Raw genomic sequence first — 21,290 nt, 5'->3', positions numbered from 1 at the left:
GAGGGGTATTTGATTAGGAGTGGTAATATGGATTCAATAAAACTGCGTACAAATATTAAAGGTCTTAATGGTTCAATTAATATTCCCGGTGATAAATCCATCTCCCATCGCTCTATTATGCTTGGGGCAATTGCAGAAGGGAAAACAATTGTGGATAATTTTTTACTTGGGGAAGACTGCTTAAGTACTATTAGTTGTTTTCAAAAACTTGGTGTGAAAATTACTCAGGATAAGGACCATGTAGAAATTGAAGGAGTAGGTTTTGAAGGGTTACGTGAACCAGATGTAGTACTAGATACAGGAAATTCTGGAACAACTACAAGACTAATGGTCGGACTTCTTTCCGGTATACCAATTCATACATGTGTGATTGGGGACGAGTCAATTGCAAAAAGGCCAATGAAACGGGTAACAGCACCATTAAGGCAAATGGGAGCAAAAATTGATGGAAGAGAAGATGGGAATTTTACTCCACTCTCAATTCGAGGTGGCGAATTACAGGGAATTGAGTATGTTTCTCCTGTTGCAAGTGCACAAGTAAAATCCTCAATCCTTCTAGCGGGTTTAAATGCAAAAGGGACTACATCTGTTACAGAGCCGCATAAATCAAGAGACCATACTGAACGTATGCTGCGTGCCTATGGCTGCGAAGTTGAAGAAGAAGGTCTGACTGTTAAAGTAAAAGGCGGACAGAAGCTTAAAGGGACAATTATTCAGGTTCCTGGGGATATTTCGTCTGCAGCATTTTTCCTGGTTGCAGGGGCAATTGTACCTAACAGTCGAATTACATTGAAAAATGTTGGAATGAATCCAACCAGGACAGGAATAATAGATGTGCTTATTAAAATGGGAGCGCGTCTAGAAATCGAGAATGAGAGAGTGGAAAATAACGAACCTATTGCTGATTTAACAATTCAAACATCTGAATTAAGAGGGATTGAAATAGCTGGTGACCTGATTCCACGATTAATTGATGAGATACCAGTCATTGCGCTTTTGGCAACACAGGCTGAAGGTAATACAATTATTAAAGATGCCGAGGAGCTTAAGGTAAAGGAAACCAACCGAATTGATACAGTTGTCGGCGAACTTTCCAAACTTGGAGCTTCAATTGAACCAACAGACGATGGAATGATTATTTCAGGTGAGAAGAAACAATTAACGGGTGGACAAGTTCATAGTCATGGAGACCACAGAATTGGCATGATGTTAGCTGTTGCAGCATGTATTGCGGGCGATGATGTGACTCTTGAAGATTATGCTTCCATTAAAGTTTCGTATCCAAGCTTTTTTGAACATCTTGATTTATTAATAAAGGAAGGTTAAGCATGAAAACCCGTGGAAAACTAAATTTCCATGGGTTTTCTGTTTTATTAAGAACTAAAATTAACATACATCCATCACTTTTTGCATAGCTTGTCTTAAGACTAAGTTTTGCGAAGGGGGAGGTTTGATGCCATATATATTAGAAAAAGCGAATGTTTTAAAAGACAATAGGGTTATAACATGCTCAATTCTTATAAAAAATCAACGCGTTGATTATATGAATGAAAACCTCAAAAGACTCTCTTTCATGAAGACAAATTTATCACAATACTTATTAACACCCGGTCATGTTATGATTAACTACTCCTTTTCGAAAGGGCTTTCATTTCAATCCTTTAAAATGGAAGTGACAGAAAAATACTTAAGAAAAGGTTGTACAACATTACTAGTCATAAGTGACGTAAAGAGCGAGCGCGAACTGGCCAATTCTCTAAAGAATACTAGGCATTTCCTGTTGAATAGTCCAATTGATTATTATTTAGGGATTCGTATTCCCCTTGAAGCTTTAACGCCATCTATCATTGTAGCCTGCAGGCGAAAAAAAATTCCAGTCATCATTGTCACTATTGAAAAAGCGGACGATCTATACAAGGTACCATGGGGATGGATTAGGGAATCGTACCACTCCTTTCAAATTCCAATCATCCCTGAATGGAATTTGAAAGAGAAGACGATTTTTAATAGTAATCGAAAGGAAGAGATCTGGAGGGTTATTACTGAAGAAAATCGAATTCCAACAATTCCGGATTGTCCGACTGAGAATGAACCATTGTCCTTTGATATGTTAAAAAAAGTTGGAATTTACCCAGATAAAGGGGATATACGTGTAGGTGGAGAACTTGATTATAATTTATATGAGCATGATTCAATAGGCTATTCAGTTGATGAAAAGCCAACTCTCGATTATCATAATCTTATACCCACACTCACCATGCATAAAGGTAATTTTACAAAAGTAGATGCAAATGTATACTTTCGTTCCGGCTATGGTAATGAATGTATAGTAAAAAAACCTGGCTTCTTTGCATCTTCGTATGATACAGATGTATTGGTGAAAGAGAGATAGGTAAGAGGAGTTAATGATTTCATGAATAAATTAGAGAATGCAATTCAGTTAGTTGAAGATGGTAATGTTGAAGAAGGCCTCAAAGCTTTAAAGAAGCTAAGAGAGTACTCAAATGATGATGATAAATACACTATTGCACAAAGTTACTATAAATGGGGTTTTGTTGAAGAAGCCAAAGAAATCGTTGAGGAACTAATCGCAAGATATCCTGATGAAGGTGAGCTCTTTGTATTTTTAGCGGAAATCATGATTGATTTAGATATGGAAGAGGAATCAATTGAAATTCTCGAGCAAATTTCAGAAGATGATCCAGTATACTTGGAATCCCTTGTTTTGCAGGCTGACTTGTTTCAAATGCAGGGTTTACACGAAGTGAGTGAGCAAAAGCTATTGTTAGCTAAGGAAAAATCAGACGATGAGCCTATCATTGATTTTGCATTAGCTGAATTGTATTTAACTCACGGCGAATACAACAAAAGTATTCCTTATTATGTGAAGGTTTTACAGAATAATGACGAAATTGCTGGTGTAAATGTTAACGCAAGAATCGCGGAAAGCTATAGTACAACAGGCAAGTTTGAAGAAGCTCTTCCGTATTATGAAGAAGCAATAAAAAAGCAAGAAGACAGTAATACTTTATTTGGTTTCGGCGTTACTGCTTTTCAGGCAAAATACTATAAAAAGGCTATCCAGATTCTTTCTAGACTAAAAGAGCTAGACCCGGACTATGGTTCACTTTATTTATACCTTGCTAAAGCATATGAAGAAGAAGGGAGCTTCACGGAAAGCTTTCAGATTCTCATAGAGGGCCTTGAAGTGGAGTCATTAAATAAAGAACTTACATTTTATGCAGGAAAAATATCTATGCTGCTTGGCGATAAAGAAAATACAGAGAAGTACCTACGTGCTGCAGTTGGAATTGATCCAGGATATGTGGAAGCAACTTTACAACTTTCAAAGTTCCTCTTGCGCGAAGAAAGATTCGAGGATGTTGTGGAATGCCTCGATAATGTCATGAGTTATGGCGAATATGATGAACAATTTGAGTGGGACCTCGGGTTTGCAAAAAATAAACTAGAACAATATTCGGATGCATTAAACCATTACCGTCATGCATATACTTCTTTTAAAGAAACTCCAGAGTTTTTAGAAGAGTTTGGATATTTTTTATTGGAGGACGGAAAACGGGAAGAGGCAATCGAAGTATTTAAGGAACTTCTTAAGCTTGACCCAATGAAGTACGAGGTTGAAGAATTAATATCCGAACTGGAATAAGCTTAAAGTTCTATTGTTTTTACCATCCTTTTGAAGGATATTTTGATGTCAATGTTGAAGTATAACATTAAAATTACTCCATACTAGCAGAGGAGGGAAGCATGCGATGACTACCCCTGTATCTGTCAACGAGAAAAAAGACTTCATTCGCTGGTTTCTGAATAATTATCAGCTAAAGAGAAGAGAGTGTGTTTGGATTTTAAATTATTTAATGAGCCATGACCAACTCATGAAAAATGTCCACTTTGTCGAGCAAGCCCAATACTGCCCTCGAGGAATCATTATGTCGACTCATTGTGTTGATGATGTACCCTTCCGTTTTTATAAGGAAAATGTCATGACCACGGATGCTGAAAAGTCATTTCATGATATTCGACTAAATAGGGAAGAAGAAATTTATATTCAATTAAATTTCAGATCCTCCTTCCATTCTCCGAATTATGTGGCTGTACTTGAAGAGAATCCATATATGCCGAAACATCTTCAAGTGAACGAACAGGATAAAGAACTGGCGAAAAAATTTCTTGAGGAATCCATTCATATGTTTCAAAAAGAACATCTGTTAAAGAGGATTGATGAGGCACTTGACAAACAGGATAAGACAGAGTTTAAAAGGCTAACTGAACAACTAAAACAATTATAGAGGGTTGTGTAACATTTGGGCTGACAAAGTGTGTCAGTCTTTTTTATTTGTCCAGAATATGGTATGGTAGTTTAGGAGTTTACCATTACTTCATAACGTAATTGAGAAAGGAAGCATACATAATGAAATGGGTAACCAAGGATATGGATGTCTATATTCAAGCAAAGGAATATGTTGATACAGCTGTCATTCCACTCATTCCTGTCTCGCTTGAAGGAAACTTAAAGAACACTGTTTCAATGGGGGAGTTTATTACCATTCTTTCAAATGAAGTGGAACGTCAATTTAAAGGAAGAATTATCTTATTTCCTGCGTTCACGTATTCAAATGGTGAAGAACTTGAAATGGCAAAGGCTCGATTAAATCAATGGACAAGCGATCTAAATAGTAGTGGTATGAAGCATACGATATTTATCACGTCTGATAGCAGCTGGAAACAGGTAGAATCCGATTTAAATGGATCCCTAATTTGGCTTCCTACTTTACCACTTGAATATGTTGAAGAAAAATATAAGCAAACAATGCTTCAAGATCAAATGAAACAACTGGTCACATTATTTACAAACATCTGGCAAAAATAATTCAACATTATTTAGCAATAATATTGAAAAATTCCTTACTTTTCCTAAGAAAGTCACATAGTTGCCATTGTTTCGGTAAATCCTATTATTGACCTGTACCAAATATTGATATATCATGAGAATGTCCTAGTTTTAAATGTGTACAATTATGTCCGGAGTGGACTTAGCTTAGCATAGAGGGGGGAAAAAAATGAGCGAGAATAAACAACGGGTTTCAAGACGTCAATTTCTAAACTATACTCTAACAGGTGTAGGTGGATTCATGGCAGCTGGGATGTTAATGCCAATGGTTCGCTTTGCAATTGACCCATTACTTCAGCCGGAAGCTGAACACGACATGGTACAAGTGGTAAGTGTTGATAAGATTACAACTGAACCTCAAAAATTTGATTTTAAAATTAATCAAGTTGATGGATGGTATGAATCAGAGGTTCCAAATTCAGCATGGGTTTATAAGAAAGATAACGGCGACATTATTGCATTGTCACCGGTATGTAAGCACTTGGGGTGTGCGGTTTCTTGGGGTGAAGATCCAGCTAACCCAGACCGTTTCTTCTGTCCTTGTCATTATGGTTTATATGAAAAGGATGGTATCAACGTGCCAGGTACACCACCAATGGGCCCATTAGATGTATTTGACAGTGAAGTAAAAGATGGTTATCTATATTTAGGAAAAGCAAAACCAAATCCTGGAGGAGGCAAGTAATCAATGTTAAATAAGATTTTTGATTGGGTTGACGAACGACTTGATATTACTCCTCTATGGGCAGATATTGCAGACCATGAAGTTCCTGAGCACGTAAACCCAGCGCATCACTTTAGTGCGTTTGTTTATTGCTTTGGAGGACTAACATTCTTTATCGTCGTCATCCAAGTATTATCTGGTATGTTTTTAACGATGTACTATGTACCAGATATCATTAATGCATGGAATTCTGTTTATTACTTACAAAACGAAGTAGCATTTGGACAGATCGTTCGCGGAATGCATCACTGGGGAGCTAGTTTGGTTATCGTCATGATGTTCCTACATACCCTTCGTGTATTTTTCCAAGGTGCTTATAAAAAACCTCGTGAGCTTAACTGGATCGTGGGAGTATTAATTTTCTTTGTCATGTTAGCACTTGGTTTAACAGGTTACCTATTACCTTGGGATATGAAAGCGTTATTTGCAACAAAAGTTACAATCCAAATTGTTGAATCAGTTCCACTCATAGGGCCTTACTTAAAGACTCTAATTGCGGGACACCCTGAAATTGTTGGGGCACAGACTTTGACACGTTTCTTTGCTATTCATGTATTCTTCTTACCAGCAGCATTATTCGGTTTATTAGCTGCTCACTTTATCATGATTCGTCGTCAAGGTATTTCTGGTCCATTGTAGGATTGAATTTAACTTCATACTTGAAGTGTAAAGTGTGTAGTATGAAAATGGATTGATATGAACTAATAATTTTTCGAGCTTGCTCGATTGTATTATGAAAACAAGACAAACTCTTTTGAATGTAATGTAAATTCTCTAAAAAGGAGGGGGACTGATTATGCATCGCGGAAAAGGAATGAAATTTGTTGGGGACTCACGTGTTCCTGTTAGTAATAAAAAGCATATTCCTAAGGATTACTCTGAGTATCCAGGAAAAACAGAAGCGTTCTGGCCAAACTTCCTATTAAAAGAATGGTTAGTTGGTTCTGTTTTCTTAGTAGCTTTTCTTTGCTTAACAGCAGCACACCCGTCACCATTGGAAAAAGTCGCTGACCCGACTGCGGCAGGGTATATTCCATTACCAGACTGGTATTTCTTATTCATGTATCAATTGATTAAGTACACGTATGCATCAGGTGATTATAACATTATTGGTACACTCGTTATTCCGGGACTTGCGTTTGGAGCACTTTTACTAGCTCCATTCTTAGATCGTGGTCCAGAACGTAGACCATCTAAACGCCCAATTGCTACAGGTATGATGCTTTTAGCATTTGCTGCAACTGCTTACTTAACATGGGAATCAGCTTCTCAAGTAGACTGGGAGGCAAGAGCAGAATCTGCTAAAATTGTAGCAGAGGCTGAGATAGATAAGGAATCTGAAGGGTACTTACTATACCAAGACAAAGGTTGTATCGGATGTCACGGTGGTAACCTTGAAGGTGGACCAGCAGGTAAGGCGTTAGTTGATAACGGATTATCTCCTGAAGAAATCGCAGACATCGCGAAAAATGGTCAAGGTGCAATGCCTGCAGGTATCTTTGAAGGAACTGATGAAGAATTACAGAAGCTAGCTGAATTTATTTCAGGTGTAACTTCTAAATAATAAAAAAAGCTGACTTTTACAGTCAGCTTTTTTTTATGCTAAAATAACCTTTTTTAACTTGACAAAGAGACTGTTTTTAAGAGAATCTTGAGATAAGTAAATAGGAAAGTTGGTACAAAGATGAAGTGGATTACATATTTAATGGGGCAGCGCTGGGTGCTTTGGATTCTTTTACTTATAAACATACCCGGTACGATTTATGGGTATATCTGGTATGAGAGTCAACTAGACATCACACCTCCAAAATTTTTAATTTTTGTTCCAGATAGCCCTACAGCAAGTTTGTTTTTTTGTTTTGTGTTAATCGCGTTTTTACTGAGGAAGAATTGGCCGCTTATTGAAGCGTTAGCAATTGTTACCCTTTTTAAATATGGAATCTGGGCAGTAGTCATGAATATTCTTACTTATTTTGTGGACGGCCTAAATATATATGGGTATATGCTTATTTTTTCTCACCTAGGAATGGCAATTCAAGGGCTATTATATGCTCCGTATTATCGAATAAAGCCGGTTCATTTAGTAATTGCAGCTATATGGACCTTACATAATGATGTAATTGATTATGTTTTCTTCATGATGCCAAGGTATAGTGTGTTGGATCAATATATCCCTCAAATCGGCTACTTCACATTTTGGTTAAGTATGGTGTCAATTTTAATTACCTATATGCTTTGTATAAAAAAAGAGCGTTATCAATTAGAGTTAAACTAATCAAATACACCTTGGTGTATTTTGCCGGAGGCTTTTTACTTTATTCACCAGAAGTTCGTAACTATTGATGAATAAAGTAAAATTAGTGGTCTACTCTTGTCCAATCTATCATACATTTTACTAGATGTTTGAGGAGGGACAAGTATGAAAATTTTTCGAATTATATGTATTATTTGCTTTATAGTTATGATTAATCCTATATCCATAAACGCCACCTCCAACGAAGAAAATTGGGATAAGCTCGATCAAATCTCAGATCAGGCACTGCAAATGGTGAAGCAAGAAAGATACAAGGATGCCAAGCAATTATTAACACATTTTTCAAATGAATTTTTACGAATGAATCAGCGTGAACAATCATTTTCAATGGATGACCTTCGAATTATTACAATGACCCATAATTCAGCATTTGAAGCTGTAAATTCAACTTCACTCAGTTTTGAGGAAAGGATTAATCTTGTTACACAATTCCGCTTGGTAATTGATGCAATGAGATCAGAGCATCAGCCGATGTGGACTGAAATGGAAGATTCCATTATGACGACCTTTGGGCAAATGAAGGAAACTGTTGAAGAAGGAGATACTGAAAACTTTAATCATCAACTAACAATTTTTCTATCAAAATATGATATGATCCATCCGAGTATTACGGTTGATATTACGCCAGAGGATGTTCAAAAAATTGATTCTCATATCGCATTTTTAGATACGTACCGAAATGAAGAACTTAAGTCGTCTACAAGAATCCAGCAACTTGAACAAATGGAAATGGATCTGAAGAATTTATTTGAACGCATGAAAGAGGACGAAGCCGATCCATCACTTATCTGGGTAATGATATCAACAGGTGGTGCCATTATTCTCACATTAATTTATGTTGGTTGGAAAAAATATAAAGGTGATAAACAAAAGCGACAAAAACAAAGAGATTATGATCAGCGATAACAGTGGGAGATAACCCGCTGTTTGTTTTTTAGGAGATTAAATTTTGTAAGCAAGTCAATTGACTTTGGGTCCTACTCAAATTAAAATTAAACTATACTATAAGTATGGAGGAAAAAAAATGATTTTTGTTTATTTTGCTTTAATCATTATCATTCCAATTTATGCGCAAATAAAAGTAAAAAGCGCATATAAGAAGTATTCACAAATCCCATCGTCATCTGGAATGACAGGTGCAGACGTAGCAAGAAGAATACTCGATCAAAATGGACTATATGATGTGAGAATCGAAGAAACACCTGGTGTACTATCAGACCATTATGACCCAAGATCCAAAGTCGTTCGACTATCAACAAACAATTACTATGGGAATTCAATTGCGGGTGCGGCAGTTGCAGCCCATGAGGTTGGACACGCAATTCAAGATCAACAAAACTACGCTTTCCTTCGCTTCCGCCATGCACTAGTACCGGTAGCGAACATTGGCTCAAACTTTTCATGGATTTTAATTATAGCAGGTATGATTTTTACTATACCAAGCTTAATGCTATACGGAATTATCTTTATGGCTGCAGCAGTATTATTCCAGCTTGTAACTCTACCAGTTGAATTCAATGCTTCATCGAGAGCAATGAATGAAATTGTATCAGCAGGAGTTATCCGAAACGATGAAGAGCGTGAAACTAAAAAGGTTTTGAATGCAGCGGCATTAACATACGTTGCAGCAGCTGCAGTAGCGGTATTAGAACTATTGAGATTAATCCTAATGTATACAGGAATGACTCGATCAGAAGAATAATAAAAAGCCAGTTATCAATTTGATAACTGGTTTTTTAAATTCATCGCTCTATTGGCTTTTTATTCTCATCTAGCGTAAAACCTTCACCGAGTACATCATGGACATCACTAACTGAAACAAAGGCATGTGGATCAACAGAGATGATTACCTGTTTTAAGCGACCAACCTCTCTACTACCCACAACACAATATAAGATATGCTTCTCTTGTTTCGTATACGACCCCATCCCCTTCAATATCGTTACACCACGTTCCATTTCATTTAGAATCTTTTCTGCAATTTTATCGTTCTGCTCTGAAATAATCATCGCACCTTTAGCAGCATACGCACCTTCCTGCATAAAATCTATCACTCTTGCCCCAATAAACACAGCCAGTAACGTATACATTGCCTCTCGATGAGATAGATAAAAAATAAGCGAAATCGTGATAACAACAGCATCAAATAAAAACATTGTCCTTCCCATTGGCCAACCCACGTATTTGCGAACTAGCCTGGCTATAATGTCTACCCCTCCAGTGGTTCCTCCATAGCGGAATATAATCCCTAGTCCAACCCCAATGAAAACACCCGCAAATAGAGCTGCAAGCATTAAATCCCCATCAAGTGGAATATCAAACTGATAGCGTTGAAATAACCACAAAAATATTGAAACACTAATAGTACCGATCATTGTATAGTAAAATGCAACACGGCCTAGTAGCTTCCACCCGATTATAAATAGTGGAATATTTAAGATTAGGTTCGTATAAGATGGATCGAATTCAAATAGAAAATAGAGCAAAAGAGTGATTCCAGTAAATCCACCTTCTGCAAGATTATTTTGCATATTGAAATGTACAATTCCAAACGAAAAGATGGCAGAGCCTAATAATATAAAAAAGATACTTTTGATCGTTAACTTCAAAATGATTTACCCCCGAGATAGTAATAATTTGCCACTTTATTATAAAGTATGGGTAAATATCTGACAAATCATGTTATATAAAAGAAAAGTTTGTCAAAACTCTATATTTTAAGCTAACATAGGAAGAGAAACTTCATGAGGTGATAGAGATGGCAGATAAAACAATGAAACAGCTACAAGAAGAAGTAGATGAGTACATAAGCCAATTTAAAGAAGGATATTTCAGCCCTCTTGCATTACTAGCAAGATTGACAGAAGAATTGGGTGAACTTGCTAGAGAAGTTAATCACTATTACGGTGAAAAGCCTAAAAAGGATACAGAAACTGAAAAAAGCATGGCAGAAGAAACAGGAGACATGTTATTTGTTTTGATTTGTCTTGCAAATTCCTTGAACATTGACCTTGAAGACGCACATAATACTGTTATGAATAAATTTAATACAAGAGATAAAGATAGATGGACTCGTATTGACACTAACGAATAGGGGAGATAAAAGAATGGAAACCATTAAAATCGTAATTGCTGGACCAAGAGGCAGAATGGGAAAAGAAGCGGTAACGCTTGTACAGGAAACTGAGAATTTTTCTTTAGTAGGGGTAATCGATCATAAATACAATGGAATGTCCCTAAATGAGATTGATGGATTTTCAAATGTTAACGTACCTATCTTTACTGATATTAAGGAAGCGTTTAAAGAAACAAACCCTGACGTTTTGATTGATTTAACGACACCTGAAACGGGTAAATATCACACAGAGATTGCTATTGAACATGGAGTACGGCCAGTCGTTGGCACTACAGGGTTCACAAAAGAGGAATTAGAAAGATTGTCAGTGCTTGCAGAGGAACGTAAATTAGGTGCAATTATTGCTCCAAATTTTGCGGTTGGTGCAGTTTTAATGATGAAATTCTCACAAATGGCAGCCAAGTATTTTCAGGATGTGGAAATTATCGAGCTTCACCATGACCAAAAACTCGATGCTCCATCTGGAACAGCTGCGAAAACGGCAGAACTACTAACAACTGTTAGAGAATCAAAGAAACAAGGACACCCTGATGAAAAAGAAACCATTCAAGGTGCTCGAGGTGCTGAATATGACGGAATTCGTATACATAGTGTCCGCTTACCTGGACTTGTCGCACATCAAGAGGTACTGTTCGGCGGAAATGGACAAATGCTTTCCATTCGCCATGATTCTTTCAACCGGGCTTCTTTCATGTCAGGTGTTAAATTATCGGTTGACACTGTAATGAACCTCGATGTACTGGTTTATGGATTGGAAAATATTATCGAATAAGGGGATACATAACGATGAAAATTGCATTAATTGCTCACGATAAAAAGAAAAATGATCTTGTTCAATTTTCTACAGCTTATAAATCTATTTTAGAGGATCATGAATTGTTTGCCACAGGTACAACAGGTTCACGTGTTTCTGAAGCTACAGGGTTAAAAATCCACAGATTCCAATCCGGACCATTAGGTGGCGATCAGGAGATTGGTGCGATGATCGCAAACAATCAAATGGACATGGTAATCTTTTTTAGAGACCCACTTACTGCACAGCCACATGAGCCAGATGTAACAGCACTTATAAGATTATGCGATGTATATTCTGTACCTTTAGCGACAAACATGGGAACGGCTGAGGTGCTTATTCATGGCCTTGAACAAGGATTTTTCTCATGGCGTGAAATAATCCGTGATAGACAAGAAGGAAATAATTTGTAAGTTAGTAGATACACATACGTGTATTTAATGAAGAAGTGGGAGATTCGTAAATGAAACTGAAAATTGGGATTACCTGTTACCCGTCTGTTGGCGGTTCAGGTATTGTAGCAACAGAGTTAGGGAAGCTACTTGCAGAAAAAGGACATGAAATTCATTTTATTTCTTCAAGTCTTCCATTTCGTCTCAACAAAATTTATACAAATATTTACTTTCATGAGGTGGAAGTCAATCAATATTCAGTTTTTAAATATCCGCCGTATGACCTTGCATTAGCTAGTAAAATGGCAGAAGTGACAAAGAGGGAAAATCTTGACCTTCTTCATGTGCACTATGCGATTCCACATGCAGCATGTGCATTTTTAGCTAAGCAAATGGTGGGCGGTGATGTAAAGATTGTAACGACCCTTCACGGTACAGATATTACTGTTCTCGGGTATGATCCATCTTTAACAGAACTTATACGCTTTGGAATTGAACAATCTGATGCGGTGACAGCTGTTTCACAATCACTTGTGGATCAAACGTATGAGTTAATCGAGCCCAAAAAAGAGATTAAGACGATTTATAATTTTGTAGACGAGAAAATTTATTACAAACGAGATGTGAATGATTTGCGAAGTCAATATGGGATTGAAGAGGATGAGCGAGTCATTATCCATGTTTCCAACTTCCGTAAGGTGAAACGTGTACCCGACGTTATCCGCGCATTTGACCTCGTTCAAAAAGAAGTTAAATCAAAGCTGTTATTAGTTGGCGATGGGCCGGAGCTAACAACAGCCTGCAAATTAATTGATGAATTAGGCCTTGATGATAAAGTCCTTCTCCTAGGAAAACAGGAGAACCTTGCTGAACTGTATTCAATCAGTGACTTAAAGCTACTATTATCTGAAAAAGAAAGCTTTGGACTCGTTCTCATTGAAGCAATGGCATGTGGAGTTCCGACAATCGGTACAAATGTTGGTGGAATTCCAGAAGTCATTGAAGATGGTGTAGATGGCTATATTTGTGAACTAGGTGATATTAAAGATATTGCAAATAAGGCAATTAACCTGCTATCTGATATTGAGTTACATCAAAAGATGTCAAATCAGGCAATTAAATCTGTCCAACAAAAGTTTAATTCTGAACGAATTGTCAGTAACTATGAGGATTTATATTATTCAATACTTTCGAATAAACGTTGATAGGGGCTCACGACGATGGATGAATCTTTTGTAAAAGCCAAAGCAATTCTTACAACATTACATAATAATGGCTACGAAGCTTATTTTGTTGGTGGTTCTGTTCGTGATTTTCTCCTTCATCGTCCAATCGGTGATATCGATATTGCAACCTCGGCATTACCAGGGCAAATCATCGATTTATTTCCAAAAACGATTGATGTCGGAGCCGTTCATGGCACCGTAATCGTTTTACACGATGGTGAACAATTTGAGGTGACAACATTTAGAACGGAAGAAGGTTATGAGGATTACCGTCGACCTTCACATGTGGAATTTGTTACTTCCCTACATGAAGATTTAAAAAGAAGAGACTTTACAATGAACGCGATTGCGATGACGATTAATGGAGATATTATCGACCCTTTTGATGGAAGGAAAGCGATAGAAAAGAAAGTAATCCAAACAGTTGGTAATCCGACTGAACGTTTTCGTGAAGATGCGCTAAGGATGATGAGGGCCGTTCGATTTTTAAGTCAGTTGTCCTTTTTACTTTGTGAAAAAACTCAATCTGCGATCATGGAAAATGCATATTTATTAAAAAAAATTTCAGTTGAACGGATTACTATCGAATTTGAAAAATTACTTTCTGGTCTGAGTTGTCAGGCTGCATTTCCAATTTTAATTGAGACAAGATTATTTCAGTACATACCAGGATTAGAAGATGAAATACAAGGGTTGAAAAACTTCCCTGCATATAAATGGAATCAATTGCAAGACAGATCTGAGTATTGGACACTTGTTAGTTATTTGTTGTCTAAAGAGGATCTTAAGTCGTTTTTAAGGCAATGGAAGCTTCCGAATAAAGTTGTGGATCAAGTTGTAAAAAATGTAGCTTGTATACAAAATGTCTTTCAAACTGGTTGGAACAATCGGCTATTATATGATTCAGGAGCGAAATGTGTCCAACAAGTTGAGAGAATTTTAAATGTGCTTGGATTTGGACAAGAAACATCACCATCAAAAGAATATGAAAAGCTGCCTATTAAGCAGCGATCAGAATTAGATATTACGGGTGAGGATTTATTAAATTGGTATAATCAAAAACCAGGTAAATGGATTTCAGATCTCTATATTAAAGTAGAAGATGGAATACTTGAAAACGAAGTGGTAAATAACAAGGTAAAAATAAAGGAGTGGCTTCTATCGTGCAATCAGAAATAAGAAAAAGATTGTTAGAGGTCTTCTCTAATGCTAACGGAGAATTTATTTCTGGTCAAAAAATTAGTGAGCAACTTGGGTGCTCACGTACTGCCGTTTGGAAGCATATTGAAGATTTACGAAACGAAGGGTATGAATTAGAGGCAGTTAGAAAACTTGGTTATCGTATAATCACGAAACCAGATAAAATTAGCGGCAACGAAATTCAATTGGGTCTGGAAACCGAGTTTCTTGGAAGAAATATTCATTTTGAAGAATCACTCACCTCAACGCAAAAAATAGCACACCGGCTATCGTATGATGGTGTAGTTGAGGGCACACTTGTCGTGGCTGAAGAACAAACAACTGGTCGAGGAAGACTTGACAGGTCCTGGTATTCACCAAAGCATACAGGAATCTGGATGAGCATGATACTAAGACCACAAATTCCACCTTCACAAGCTCCGCAATTAACACTTTTGGCGGCAGTAGGTGTAGTCCAAGCGATCCAAGAAGTAACAGGGTTAGAGCCTGATATAAAATGGCCAAATGACATATTAATCAATCATAAAAAGATTGTTGGTATTCTAACTGAACTTCAGGCAGAGACAGACCGGATTAATTCAGTTATTATTGGAATTGGCATTAATGTAAATCAAGAATTGAATCATTTTCCTGAAAGCTTACATTCAATTGCAAGCTCACTTGCAATTGAAAAAGGAGAAAAAATTGATCGCGCGAAGCTCGTTCAGGTAATTTTATTTAAAATTGAAAAACTGTATAAGGAATATTTACAACATGGCTTCAAGGCTGTGAAGTTATTATGGGAGAGCTATGCAACAAGTATCGGCAAGAGAATTGTTGCAAGAACACTTTCAGGTTCAATTGAAGGTAAAGCAATTGGAATCAATGACGAAGGTGTATTACTTCTAGAGGATGCGTCCGGAAAATTGCACCATATCTATTCAGCGGATATTGAGATTCCTGAAAAATAAAGTGTAGAAATAATATTGAATCTTTTATATAATTCAAAGTAATGGGTGGTATCCTGTCGGAACTGCACCAGTGACTTAAGTTTTACCAATGTCATTTACAATTATATTCTGCCTTGATCCATTGGACTGGGACAGAGGGATGAAATTTACCGAAAACATTCATGTTTAATCCTTCTTTCTCTTTATTGAAAGAAGGATTTTTTACTTCGTAATCAAATACGCCTTGGCGTATTTGTGCCCAATTTTTTTCGATGGTGTCTCGAAAAATTTCCTTTGAAAAATTGTGGCATCCGCCGGAGGCATTAACTTTATGCAGTCTCTACTGAATAAAGTTAATAAAAAACGTCCACGAATCGGTTTTTCATCTCCTCTTTTTAAGGACTCGAGGACAGCCTTAAGCAAGGCGAGCTTTAAAAGCCAAAAGGAGGAAAAATGATGAAACAAACAACAGAATTTTTAAAAATGAAGCAGAAGAAAGAGCCAATTGTAATGCTAACAGCTTATGATTATCCATCTGCAAAACTTGCAGAGGAAGCAGGGGTCGACATGATCCTTGTAGGTGATTCATTAGGTATGGTTGTATTAGGCTATGATTCTACTATTCCAGTAACGGTTGATGATATGATTCATCATACGAAGGCCGTAAAACGTGGTGCAAAGGATACTTATATTGTAACGGATATGCCATTCATGTCTTATCATGTCTCACGATCTGATGCCTTGAAGAATGCTGCTCGAATTATTCAAGAATCGGGGGCACATGCAGTTAAAATCGAAGGGTCAAATGATGTCATTTACACGATTTCAGCATTAACTGAAGCAGGAATTCCTGTAGTAGCGCATTTAGGATTAACCCCACAAGCTGTTGGTGTCTTAGGTGGTTATAAGGTACAAGGAAAAGATGCAGAAAGTGCTAGACAGCTAATTGAGGATGCCAAAAAAGTGGAAAAAGCAGGTGCGATTGCTTTAGTTTTAGAATGTGTTCCTAGACAATTAGGTGAAGAAATTACAAACAGCATTTCAATTCCTACTATTGGAATTGGGGCTGGAAATGGTACAGATGGTCAAGTTCTTGTTTTCCATGATGTGGTTTCATATGGCGTCGATCGTGTTCCAAAATTCGTGAAGCAATATGCTTCAGTTAATAACCAGATTAAACAAGGAATCCAAGATTACATTACTGAGGTTAAAACCAAGTCATTCCCTGATGAAAAACATTCATACACAATGAAAGAAGAAGAGCTTGCAAGCCTTTATGGGGGAAAATGAACATGAAAATTGTAACATCGATCAAGGAAATGCAGCAACATATCAAGACCTTAAAGCTGGAAGGAAAAAAGGTTGGATTTGTACCAACAATGGGGTACCTTCATGAAGGTCATTTAACATTAATGAATAAGGCAAGAAGCGAAAATGATGTATTAGCAGTAAGTATATTTGTAAACCCTCTTCAATTTGGTCCGAATGAAGATTTTGAATCCTATCCGCGTGATTTTGAAAGAGATAGCAAACTCGCAGAAAACAATGGTGTTGATATTTTATTTCACCCAAGTACAGAAGATATGTACCCAACCAAAATGTCACTGACTGCAAATGTTCAATCTAGAATAGATGTGTTATGTGGTAGAAAAAGAAATGGACATTTTGACGGAGTTGCAACAGTATTAATCAAATTATTTAATATTGTTCAGCCAGACCGAGCGTATTTCGGGTTAAAGGATGCTCAACAGGTAGCTGTGGTGGATGGATTAATTACTGATCTTAATTTCCCGATTACGCTTGTTCCGGTGGAAATTGTCCGAGAAGAGGATGGGCTAGCAAAAAGCTCGCGTAATGTAAATTTAACTGCCAAGGAGAGGGCAGAAGCTACGAGATTATATGAAGGTCTTCAAATGGCTAAAACAGCTATCGAGAATGGCCAACGCAACCCAAGGGTAGTTGAAGAATTAATCATGAACCATCTTACAAAACATACATCTGGTGAAATCGATTATGTAGAAATATACAGTTACCCAGAGCTTGACGAGCTTTCGGAGCTAACTGGAAAAATCATTATTGCGATCGCTGTCAAGTTTACAAAAGTCAGACTTATTGATAATATAACTTTTGATGTATAAAAACGAGTTCAAAAGGAGGATGAAAAGGACCAAGAAGTTCGAGGCGGTGAAGTTTTGAGTAGCGGAACGTATGTTGTGTATACGTGAGCACAAGGAATGTTTCTTATATTGATTCCGCTTCGCACGCCGGAAAAGCGGGTTTTCTTTTCCAAGGAACGGAAAAACAAACCAACGAGCTTCTACAGGATGTAGTGACTTCGACGTTCGACACAGGACGTGTCGGTAGTTAGTCGAAGATCGTATACCGATGTGTCATTTTCACCGTACTTTTTGAACCACATTTTGAAATCTTTTGATTCAAGGGGGAGCATCATGTTCCGTACAATGATGAATGCAAAAATACACAGAGCACGTGTCACAGAAGCAAACTTAAATTATGTAGGTAGTATTACTATTGATGAAGATATATTAGACGCAGTCGGAATGGTTGCTAATGAAAAAGTTCAAATTGTAAATAATAACAATGGGGCTCGACTTGAAACATATATTATCCCTGGTGAGAGAGGAAGCGGAGTTTTTTGTTTAAATGGAGCTGCTGCTCGTCTTGTACAAGAGGGAGATGTCATTATTGTGATTTCATATGCAATTGTACCTGAAGAGAAACTGTCTGAACATAAGCCTAGGGTAGCAATAATGAACGAAGAGAATCAAATTAAAGAATTACTTTTTCAAGAACCAGCTGCAACTGTAATATAAAAAAACTTTATAAGAACAACGCCCCCATATTGGGGGCGTTTGTGTTAGGAGGTGGGACTAAATGAAAAAACGCTTTGTGGTTGTGGACTTGGAAACTACGGGGAATTCTCCAAAGAAGGGTGATAAGATTATACAGTTTGCAGCTGTTGTCATTGAAGATGGAGAGATTATTGAAAGATTTGCAACTTTTGTAAACCCGAAACAAGACATCCCAGTTTTTATCGAGCAATTTACTGGTATTTCAAATGAAGTTGTTGCGAATGCCCCTGATTTTTCAATTGTGGCACCCGAAATTATTTCGATGTTTAAGGATTCCTATTTTGTTGCTCATAATGTTCCTTTTGACTATTCTTTTTTACAGGAGGAATTAGCCCAGTGCGGTTTTACGAAATTTCAATGTCTTACTATTGATACGGTTGAACTTTCTAGAGTAATGCTTCCATTGGCAGATAGCTATAAACTTGGACAGCTTGCAGAATCTCTTTCATTAACACATGAAAATCCACATCAGGCTGATAGTGATGCTGAAGTAACAGCAGAAATACTCTTAAAAATAGTACATAAAATTGAGCAACTGCCGTTGGTAACAATTCAAAAGCTTTATACCCTTTCCAATTATTTTAAAAGCGATATCCGTGAAATTTTGCGAGAGATTATAGATGATAGATCCAAACACGCAAAGAGTGAATCGAAATTTGACATCTATCGTGGACTTGCTCTGCGTAAAAAGAAAAAACAAAAGGGTAAAGCAAACCCAAAAAGTAATACATATACTGAGGTTTTTCATTCAGTGATTCACGATTTTCCATTTCGACAGGGACAGCTAGAAATGGTGCAAACAATTCACCATGCACTTGAAACAAACCAACACGCAATTATCGAAGCAGGTACAGGTATTGGGAAATCATTAGCATACTTGCTTCCAGCAGTTTATATCTCAAAAAAGAAGGGACGTTGTATGATTAGTACAAATACCCTTCAACTTCAGCAACAATTATTTGAGAGGGATGTCGCGAAATTGCGTGAAATCCTTTCGTTTGATTTCGAAGTTGCACTATTAAAAGGAAGAGGGAATTATCTCTCATTAAGAAGGTTTGAACAAATACTTTATGAGGACAGTGAAAACTATGATGAGGTCTTAGCTAAGGCTCAAATATTAGTATGGTTAACTGAGACCGAAACAGGAGACATTGACGAAATTAATTTGCCTTCAGGTGGCAAGCTTTTATGGGATCGTGTGAAAAGCACATATGAAAATCACGGATTTGAAGATACAATCTGGGAGTCAAGAAGTTTTTATAAAAAAGCAAGGGAATCTGCTGAAAAAGCGGATATATTGATTACAAATCATGCTTTGTTATTACAGGATCTGAGCTATGACTTTGAAATTCTCCCTTCTTACGACTATTTGATTATGGATGAAGCCCATCATTTTGAAACCCTTGCAAAGCGGCAGGTAGGATTTCATATTCATTACTTAATGATTCACTCTGTTCTGACAAGGATTGGTCTATTCGAAACAAACGATTTACTTAAGAAATCATCAAAAATAGTGGAACGGATTGGATACAATTCAGACTCATTTGAACGAGTGAACCAACTTTTAAAGGACATGAGAGCATCCGTTAATGAATTTTTCCGGATGATACGTAGTCATGCATTATCAAAACAATCGAATGAAAACCAAACGAATCGGATTCAATATGTAGTAGATCGAAATAATGAATCAGGTGAGTATTGGCAAGAAGCGATGGAACAACTGACAAAGTTGAGTATTTCAAAGAAAGAACTTTCTACAATGATTCAATACCAAAACGAGCTAATTATTCAAAATAAGTCAATGCTAACACCATTGCAATTAGGTTTATTTAATGATTATCTATTATGTTTCAATTTATTATTTGAAAAATGTGCTATTATCGAGAGTTTTTATGACGGTTTGGAAAATCAAATGGTTTGGATTGAAATCGATCCAAAGGGGCCTGTAAATTCGGCAACCTTATTTGTGGAACCCACAGATGTTTCTGAATATCTCGCTGACCACTTTTTTACTTTTAAGAAAAGTGTGATTATGACTTCTGCAACATTAACAGTGGATGATTCATTTTCCTATATTATTAAGAAGCTTGGCTTGACAGATTTTCAACCCATTACATTGACAATACCATCACCATTTGATTACGAACGTCAAGCAGTGATGATGGTTCCATCAACTGTTCCACTAATCAATTCTGTATCACAGGATGAATTTGTTGATTCGATTTCAGTTCATATAGCTGAAATTGCCAAAAAAACAAATGGACGTATGCTTGTTCTTTTCACTTCTCATGATATGCTCCAAAAAACATATATGAATTTAAAAAGAATGCAGCAACTTGAAGAGTTTGTGTTAATTGCCCAGAGTATAAGTGGCGGTAGTCGGGCAAAATTAACAAAGAATTTTCAGGCGTTTGATAAGGCAATTCTTTTAGGTACAAGCAGTTTTTGGGAGGGTGTAGATATCCCAGGTGAAGATTTAACCGCACTTGTTATCGTCAGGCTGCCGTTTACTCCTCCAAACGATCCAATTTTCGCTGTTCGCACAAAGGAAATTGAAGGAAAGGGTGGAGATTCTTTTAAGGAACTATCTTTACCTGAAGCAATCCTTCGATTTAAACAAGGTATTGGAAGGTTAATTCGATCTGAAAAAGATAAAGGGGTAATCTTTATTTTAGATCGTCGGATTATAACAGCATGGTATGGAAAAAAGTTCGTTTCATCAATTCCACAAATGAAATTGATTCAAAAACCTCTTCATGAGCTTATGGAATATGTTGAAAAATGGTTATAG

Annotated in this window: 22 protein-coding genes; 21 read left to right on the top strand and 1 reads right to left on the bottom strand. The window is 36.9% G+C overall.

Annotation, left to right across the window (positions count from 1 at the left end; translation table 11 throughout):
* The first annotated feature begins 27 nt into the window (after window positions 1-27).
* The 11 genes from aroA to AC6CHV_RS11275 all read left to right on the top strand — a co-directional run bounded on the left by aroA (window position 28) and on the right by AC6CHV_RS11275 (window position 9,652).
* On the top strand, window positions 28-1,326 hold the full coding sequence (gene aroA / locus AC6CHV_RS11325) for a 3-phosphoshikimate 1-carboxyvinyltransferase (RefSeq protein ID WP_440272514.1): 1,299 nt from the start codon (window positions 28-30) through the stop codon (window positions 1,324-1,326).
* A 127-nt stretch (window positions 1,327-1,453) separates the two neighbouring features.
* Window positions 1,454-2,392: a hypothetical protein gene (locus AC6CHV_RS11320; protein WP_440272513.1), complete on the top strand. Its 939-nt coding sequence runs from the start codon at window positions 1,454-1,456 to the stop codon at window positions 2,390-2,392.
* A gap of 21 nt (window positions 2,393-2,413) precedes the next feature.
* Window positions 2,414-3,667, top strand: a complete 1,254-nt coding sequence (locus AC6CHV_RS11315; protein ID WP_440272512.1) for a tetratricopeptide repeat protein — start codon at window positions 2,414-2,416, stop codon at window positions 3,665-3,667.
* Window positions 3,668-3,773: 106 nt separating this feature from the next.
* Window positions 3,774-4,310, top strand: a complete 537-nt coding sequence (locus AC6CHV_RS11310) for a ReoY family proteolytic degradation factor (protein ID WP_121448972.1) — start codon at window positions 3,774-3,776, stop codon at window positions 4,308-4,310.
* Window positions 4,311-4,432: 122 nt separating this feature from the next.
* Entirely contained in the window at window positions 4,433-4,891 is a 459-nt protein-coding gene (locus AC6CHV_RS11305) for a YpiF family protein (RefSeq protein WP_440272511.1), read from the top strand.
* Window positions 4,892-5,081: 190 nt separating this feature from the next.
* Window positions 5,082-5,597, top strand: coding sequence for a Rieske 2Fe-2S domain-containing protein (locus AC6CHV_RS11300; RefSeq protein ID WP_121448970.1), 516 nt, complete (start codon window positions 5,082-5,084; stop codon window positions 5,595-5,597).
* 3 nt (window positions 5,598-5,600) lie between these two features.
* Window positions 5,601-6,275: a menaquinol-cytochrome c reductase cytochrome b subunit gene (qcrB, locus tag AC6CHV_RS11295; RefSeq protein WP_099351676.1), complete on the top strand. Its 675-nt coding sequence runs from the start codon at window positions 5,601-5,603 to the stop codon at window positions 6,273-6,275.
* Between the two features lie 157 nt (window positions 6,276-6,432).
* Window positions 6,433-7,200, top strand: coding sequence for a c-type cytochrome (locus AC6CHV_RS11290; RefSeq protein ID WP_440272510.1), 768 nt, complete (start codon window positions 6,433-6,435; stop codon window positions 7,198-7,200).
* A 120-nt stretch (window positions 7,201-7,320) separates the two neighbouring features.
* The gene (gene lhaT, locus AC6CHV_RS11285) at window positions 7,321-7,911 is read left to right on the top strand and encodes a lipoprotein heptaprenylglyceryl N-acetyltransferase LhaT (protein ID WP_341331056.1); all 591 of its coding nucleotides are present in this window, start codon (window positions 7,321-7,323) and stop codon (window positions 7,909-7,911) included.
* Window positions 7,912-8,055: 144 nt separating this feature from the next.
* A complete protein-coding gene (gene ypjB / locus AC6CHV_RS11280; RefSeq protein WP_440272509.1) occupies window positions 8,056-8,856 on the top strand; it encodes a sporulation protein YpjB in 801 nt (266 codons plus the stop codon).
* A 118-nt stretch (window positions 8,857-8,974) separates the two neighbouring features.
* The gene (locus tag AC6CHV_RS11275) at window positions 8,975-9,652 is read left to right on the top strand and encodes a zinc metallopeptidase (RefSeq protein WP_121448966.1); all 678 of its coding nucleotides are present in this window, start codon (window positions 8,975-8,977) and stop codon (window positions 9,650-9,652) included.
* A 40-nt stretch (window positions 9,653-9,692) separates the two neighbouring features.
* On the opposite strand, the gene AC6CHV_RS11270 is transcribed toward AC6CHV_RS11275, so the two are convergent.
* Window positions 9,693-10,559, bottom strand: coding sequence for a YitT family protein (locus AC6CHV_RS11270; protein ID WP_440272508.1), 867 nt, complete (start codon window positions 10,557-10,559; stop codon window positions 9,693-9,695).
* A 149-nt stretch (window positions 10,560-10,708) separates the two neighbouring features.
* Here AC6CHV_RS11270 and AC6CHV_RS11265 point away from each other — a divergent pair, with 149 nt between their 5' ends.
* From AC6CHV_RS11265 to dinG, 10 genes are all read left to right on the top strand, one after another.
* Window positions 10,709-11,044, top strand: a complete 336-nt coding sequence (locus tag AC6CHV_RS11265) for a MazG nucleotide pyrophosphohydrolase domain-containing protein (RefSeq protein ID WP_121448964.1) — start codon at window positions 10,709-10,711, stop codon at window positions 11,042-11,044.
* 13 nt (window positions 11,045-11,057) lie between these two features.
* A complete protein-coding gene (gene dapB, locus AC6CHV_RS11260) occupies window positions 11,058-11,858 on the top strand; it encodes a 4-hydroxy-tetrahydrodipicolinate reductase (protein ID WP_121448963.1) in 801 nt (266 codons plus the stop codon).
* Between the two features lie 14 nt (window positions 11,859-11,872).
* Entirely contained in the window at window positions 11,873-12,292 is a 420-nt protein-coding gene (gene mgsA / locus AC6CHV_RS11255) for a methylglyoxal synthase (RefSeq protein ID WP_099362743.1), read from the top strand.
* A gap of 50 nt (window positions 12,293-12,342) precedes the next feature.
* Complete coding sequence (gene bshA, locus AC6CHV_RS11250; RefSeq protein WP_440274307.1) at window positions 12,343-13,476, top strand: N-acetyl-alpha-D-glucosaminyl L-malate synthase BshA; 1,134 nt, start codon at window positions 12,343-12,345, stop codon at window positions 13,474-13,476.
* 15 nt (window positions 13,477-13,491) lie between these two features.
* Window positions 13,492-14,676: a CCA tRNA nucleotidyltransferase gene (locus AC6CHV_RS11245; RefSeq protein ID WP_498078927.1), complete on the top strand. Its 1,185-nt coding sequence runs from the start codon at window positions 13,492-13,494 to the stop codon at window positions 14,674-14,676.
* Entirely contained in the window at window positions 14,649-15,647 is a 999-nt protein-coding gene (locus tag AC6CHV_RS11240; RefSeq protein ID WP_121448960.1) for a biotin--[acetyl-CoA-carboxylase] ligase, read from the top strand. The genes AC6CHV_RS11245 and AC6CHV_RS11240 overlap by 28 nt, the downstream gene beginning before the upstream one ends.
* Window positions 15,648-16,082: 435 nt before the next feature.
* Window positions 16,083-16,916 carry a 3-methyl-2-oxobutanoate hydroxymethyltransferase gene (panB, locus tag AC6CHV_RS11235; protein WP_341331060.1) on the top strand — a complete coding sequence of 278 codons (834 nt, stop codon included), beginning with the start codon at window positions 16,083-16,085 and terminating at the stop codon, window positions 16,914-16,916.
* A gap of 2 nt (window positions 16,917-16,918) precedes the next feature.
* Window positions 16,919-17,764 (top strand): pantoate--beta-alanine ligase, encoded by an 846-nt coding sequence (gene panC, locus AC6CHV_RS11230; RefSeq protein WP_440274305.1) that lies wholly within the window; start codon window positions 16,919-16,921, stop codon window positions 17,762-17,764.
* A 312-nt stretch (window positions 17,765-18,076) separates the two neighbouring features.
* Complete coding sequence (gene panD / locus AC6CHV_RS11225; protein ID WP_498078926.1) at window positions 18,077-18,460, top strand: aspartate 1-decarboxylase; 384 nt, start codon at window positions 18,077-18,079, stop codon at window positions 18,458-18,460.
* 61 nt (window positions 18,461-18,521) lie between these two features.
* Window positions 18,522-21,290 carry an ATP-dependent DNA helicase DinG gene (gene dinG, locus AC6CHV_RS11220; RefSeq protein ID WP_498078925.1) on the top strand — a complete coding sequence of 923 codons (2,769 nt, stop codon included), beginning with the start codon at window positions 18,522-18,524 and terminating at the stop codon, window positions 21,288-21,290.

This window comes from Ferdinandcohnia sp. GQ5 (assembly GCF_059759275.1).
The sequence above is the reverse complement of the archived record's forward strand: the minus strand, read 5'-3'. Positions and strand labels throughout refer to the sequence as shown.

What these genes read in the sequence shown, in the direction of transcription:
- aroA (WP_440272514.1), top strand. Translation starts at nt 28, where the DNA reads ATGGATTCAATAAAACTGCGTACAAATATTAAAGGTCTTAATGGTTCA.
- AC6CHV_RS11320 (WP_440272513.1), top strand. Translation starts at nt 1,454, where the DNA reads ATGCCATATATATTAGAAAAAGCGAATGTTTTAAAAGACAATAGGGTT.
- AC6CHV_RS11315 (WP_440272512.1), top strand. Translation starts at nt 2,414, where the DNA reads ATGAATAAATTAGAGAATGCAATTCAGTTAGTTGAAGATGGTAATGTT.
- AC6CHV_RS11310 (WP_121448972.1), top strand. Translation starts at nt 3,774, where the DNA reads ATGACTACCCCTGTATCTGTCAACGAGAAAAAAGACTTCATTCGCTGG.
- AC6CHV_RS11305 (WP_440272511.1), top strand. Translation starts at nt 4,433, where the DNA reads ATGAAATGGGTAACCAAGGATATGGATGTCTATATTCAAGCAAAGGAA.
- AC6CHV_RS11300 (WP_121448970.1), top strand. Translation starts at nt 5,082, where the DNA reads ATGAGCGAGAATAAACAACGGGTTTCAAGACGTCAATTTCTAAACTAT.
- qcrB (WP_099351676.1), top strand. Translation starts at nt 5,601, where the DNA reads ATGTTAAATAAGATTTTTGATTGGGTTGACGAACGACTTGATATTACT.
- AC6CHV_RS11290 (WP_440272510.1), top strand. Translation starts at nt 6,433, where the DNA reads ATGCATCGCGGAAAAGGAATGAAATTTGTTGGGGACTCACGTGTTCCT.
- lhaT (WP_341331056.1), top strand. Translation starts at nt 7,321, where the DNA reads ATGAAGTGGATTACATATTTAATGGGGCAGCGCTGGGTGCTTTGGATT.
- ypjB (WP_440272509.1), top strand. Translation starts at nt 8,056, where the DNA reads ATGAAAATTTTTCGAATTATATGTATTATTTGCTTTATAGTTATGATT.
- AC6CHV_RS11275 (WP_121448966.1), top strand. Translation starts at nt 8,975, where the DNA reads ATGATTTTTGTTTATTTTGCTTTAATCATTATCATTCCAATTTATGCG.
- AC6CHV_RS11265 (WP_121448964.1), top strand. Translation starts at nt 10,709, where the DNA reads ATGGCAGATAAAACAATGAAACAGCTACAAGAAGAAGTAGATGAGTAC.
- dapB (WP_121448963.1), top strand. Translation starts at nt 11,058, where the DNA reads ATGGAAACCATTAAAATCGTAATTGCTGGACCAAGAGGCAGAATGGGA.
- mgsA (WP_099362743.1), top strand. Translation starts at nt 11,873, where the DNA reads ATGAAAATTGCATTAATTGCTCACGATAAAAAGAAAAATGATCTTGTT.
- bshA (WP_440274307.1), top strand. Translation starts at nt 12,343, where the DNA reads ATGAAACTGAAAATTGGGATTACCTGTTACCCGTCTGTTGGCGGTTCA.
- AC6CHV_RS11245 (WP_498078927.1), top strand. Translation starts at nt 13,492, where the DNA reads ATGGATGAATCTTTTGTAAAAGCCAAAGCAATTCTTACAACATTACAT.
- panB (WP_341331060.1), top strand. Translation starts at nt 16,083, where the DNA reads ATGAAACAAACAACAGAATTTTTAAAAATGAAGCAGAAGAAAGAGCCA.
- panC (WP_440274305.1), top strand. Translation starts at nt 16,919, where the DNA reads ATGAAAATTGTAACATCGATCAAGGAAATGCAGCAACATATCAAGACC.
- panD (WP_498078926.1), top strand. Translation starts at nt 18,077, where the DNA reads ATGTTCCGTACAATGATGAATGCAAAAATACACAGAGCACGTGTCACA.
- dinG (WP_498078925.1), top strand. Translation starts at nt 18,522, where the DNA reads ATGAAAAAACGCTTTGTGGTTGTGGACTTGGAAACTACGGGGAATTCT.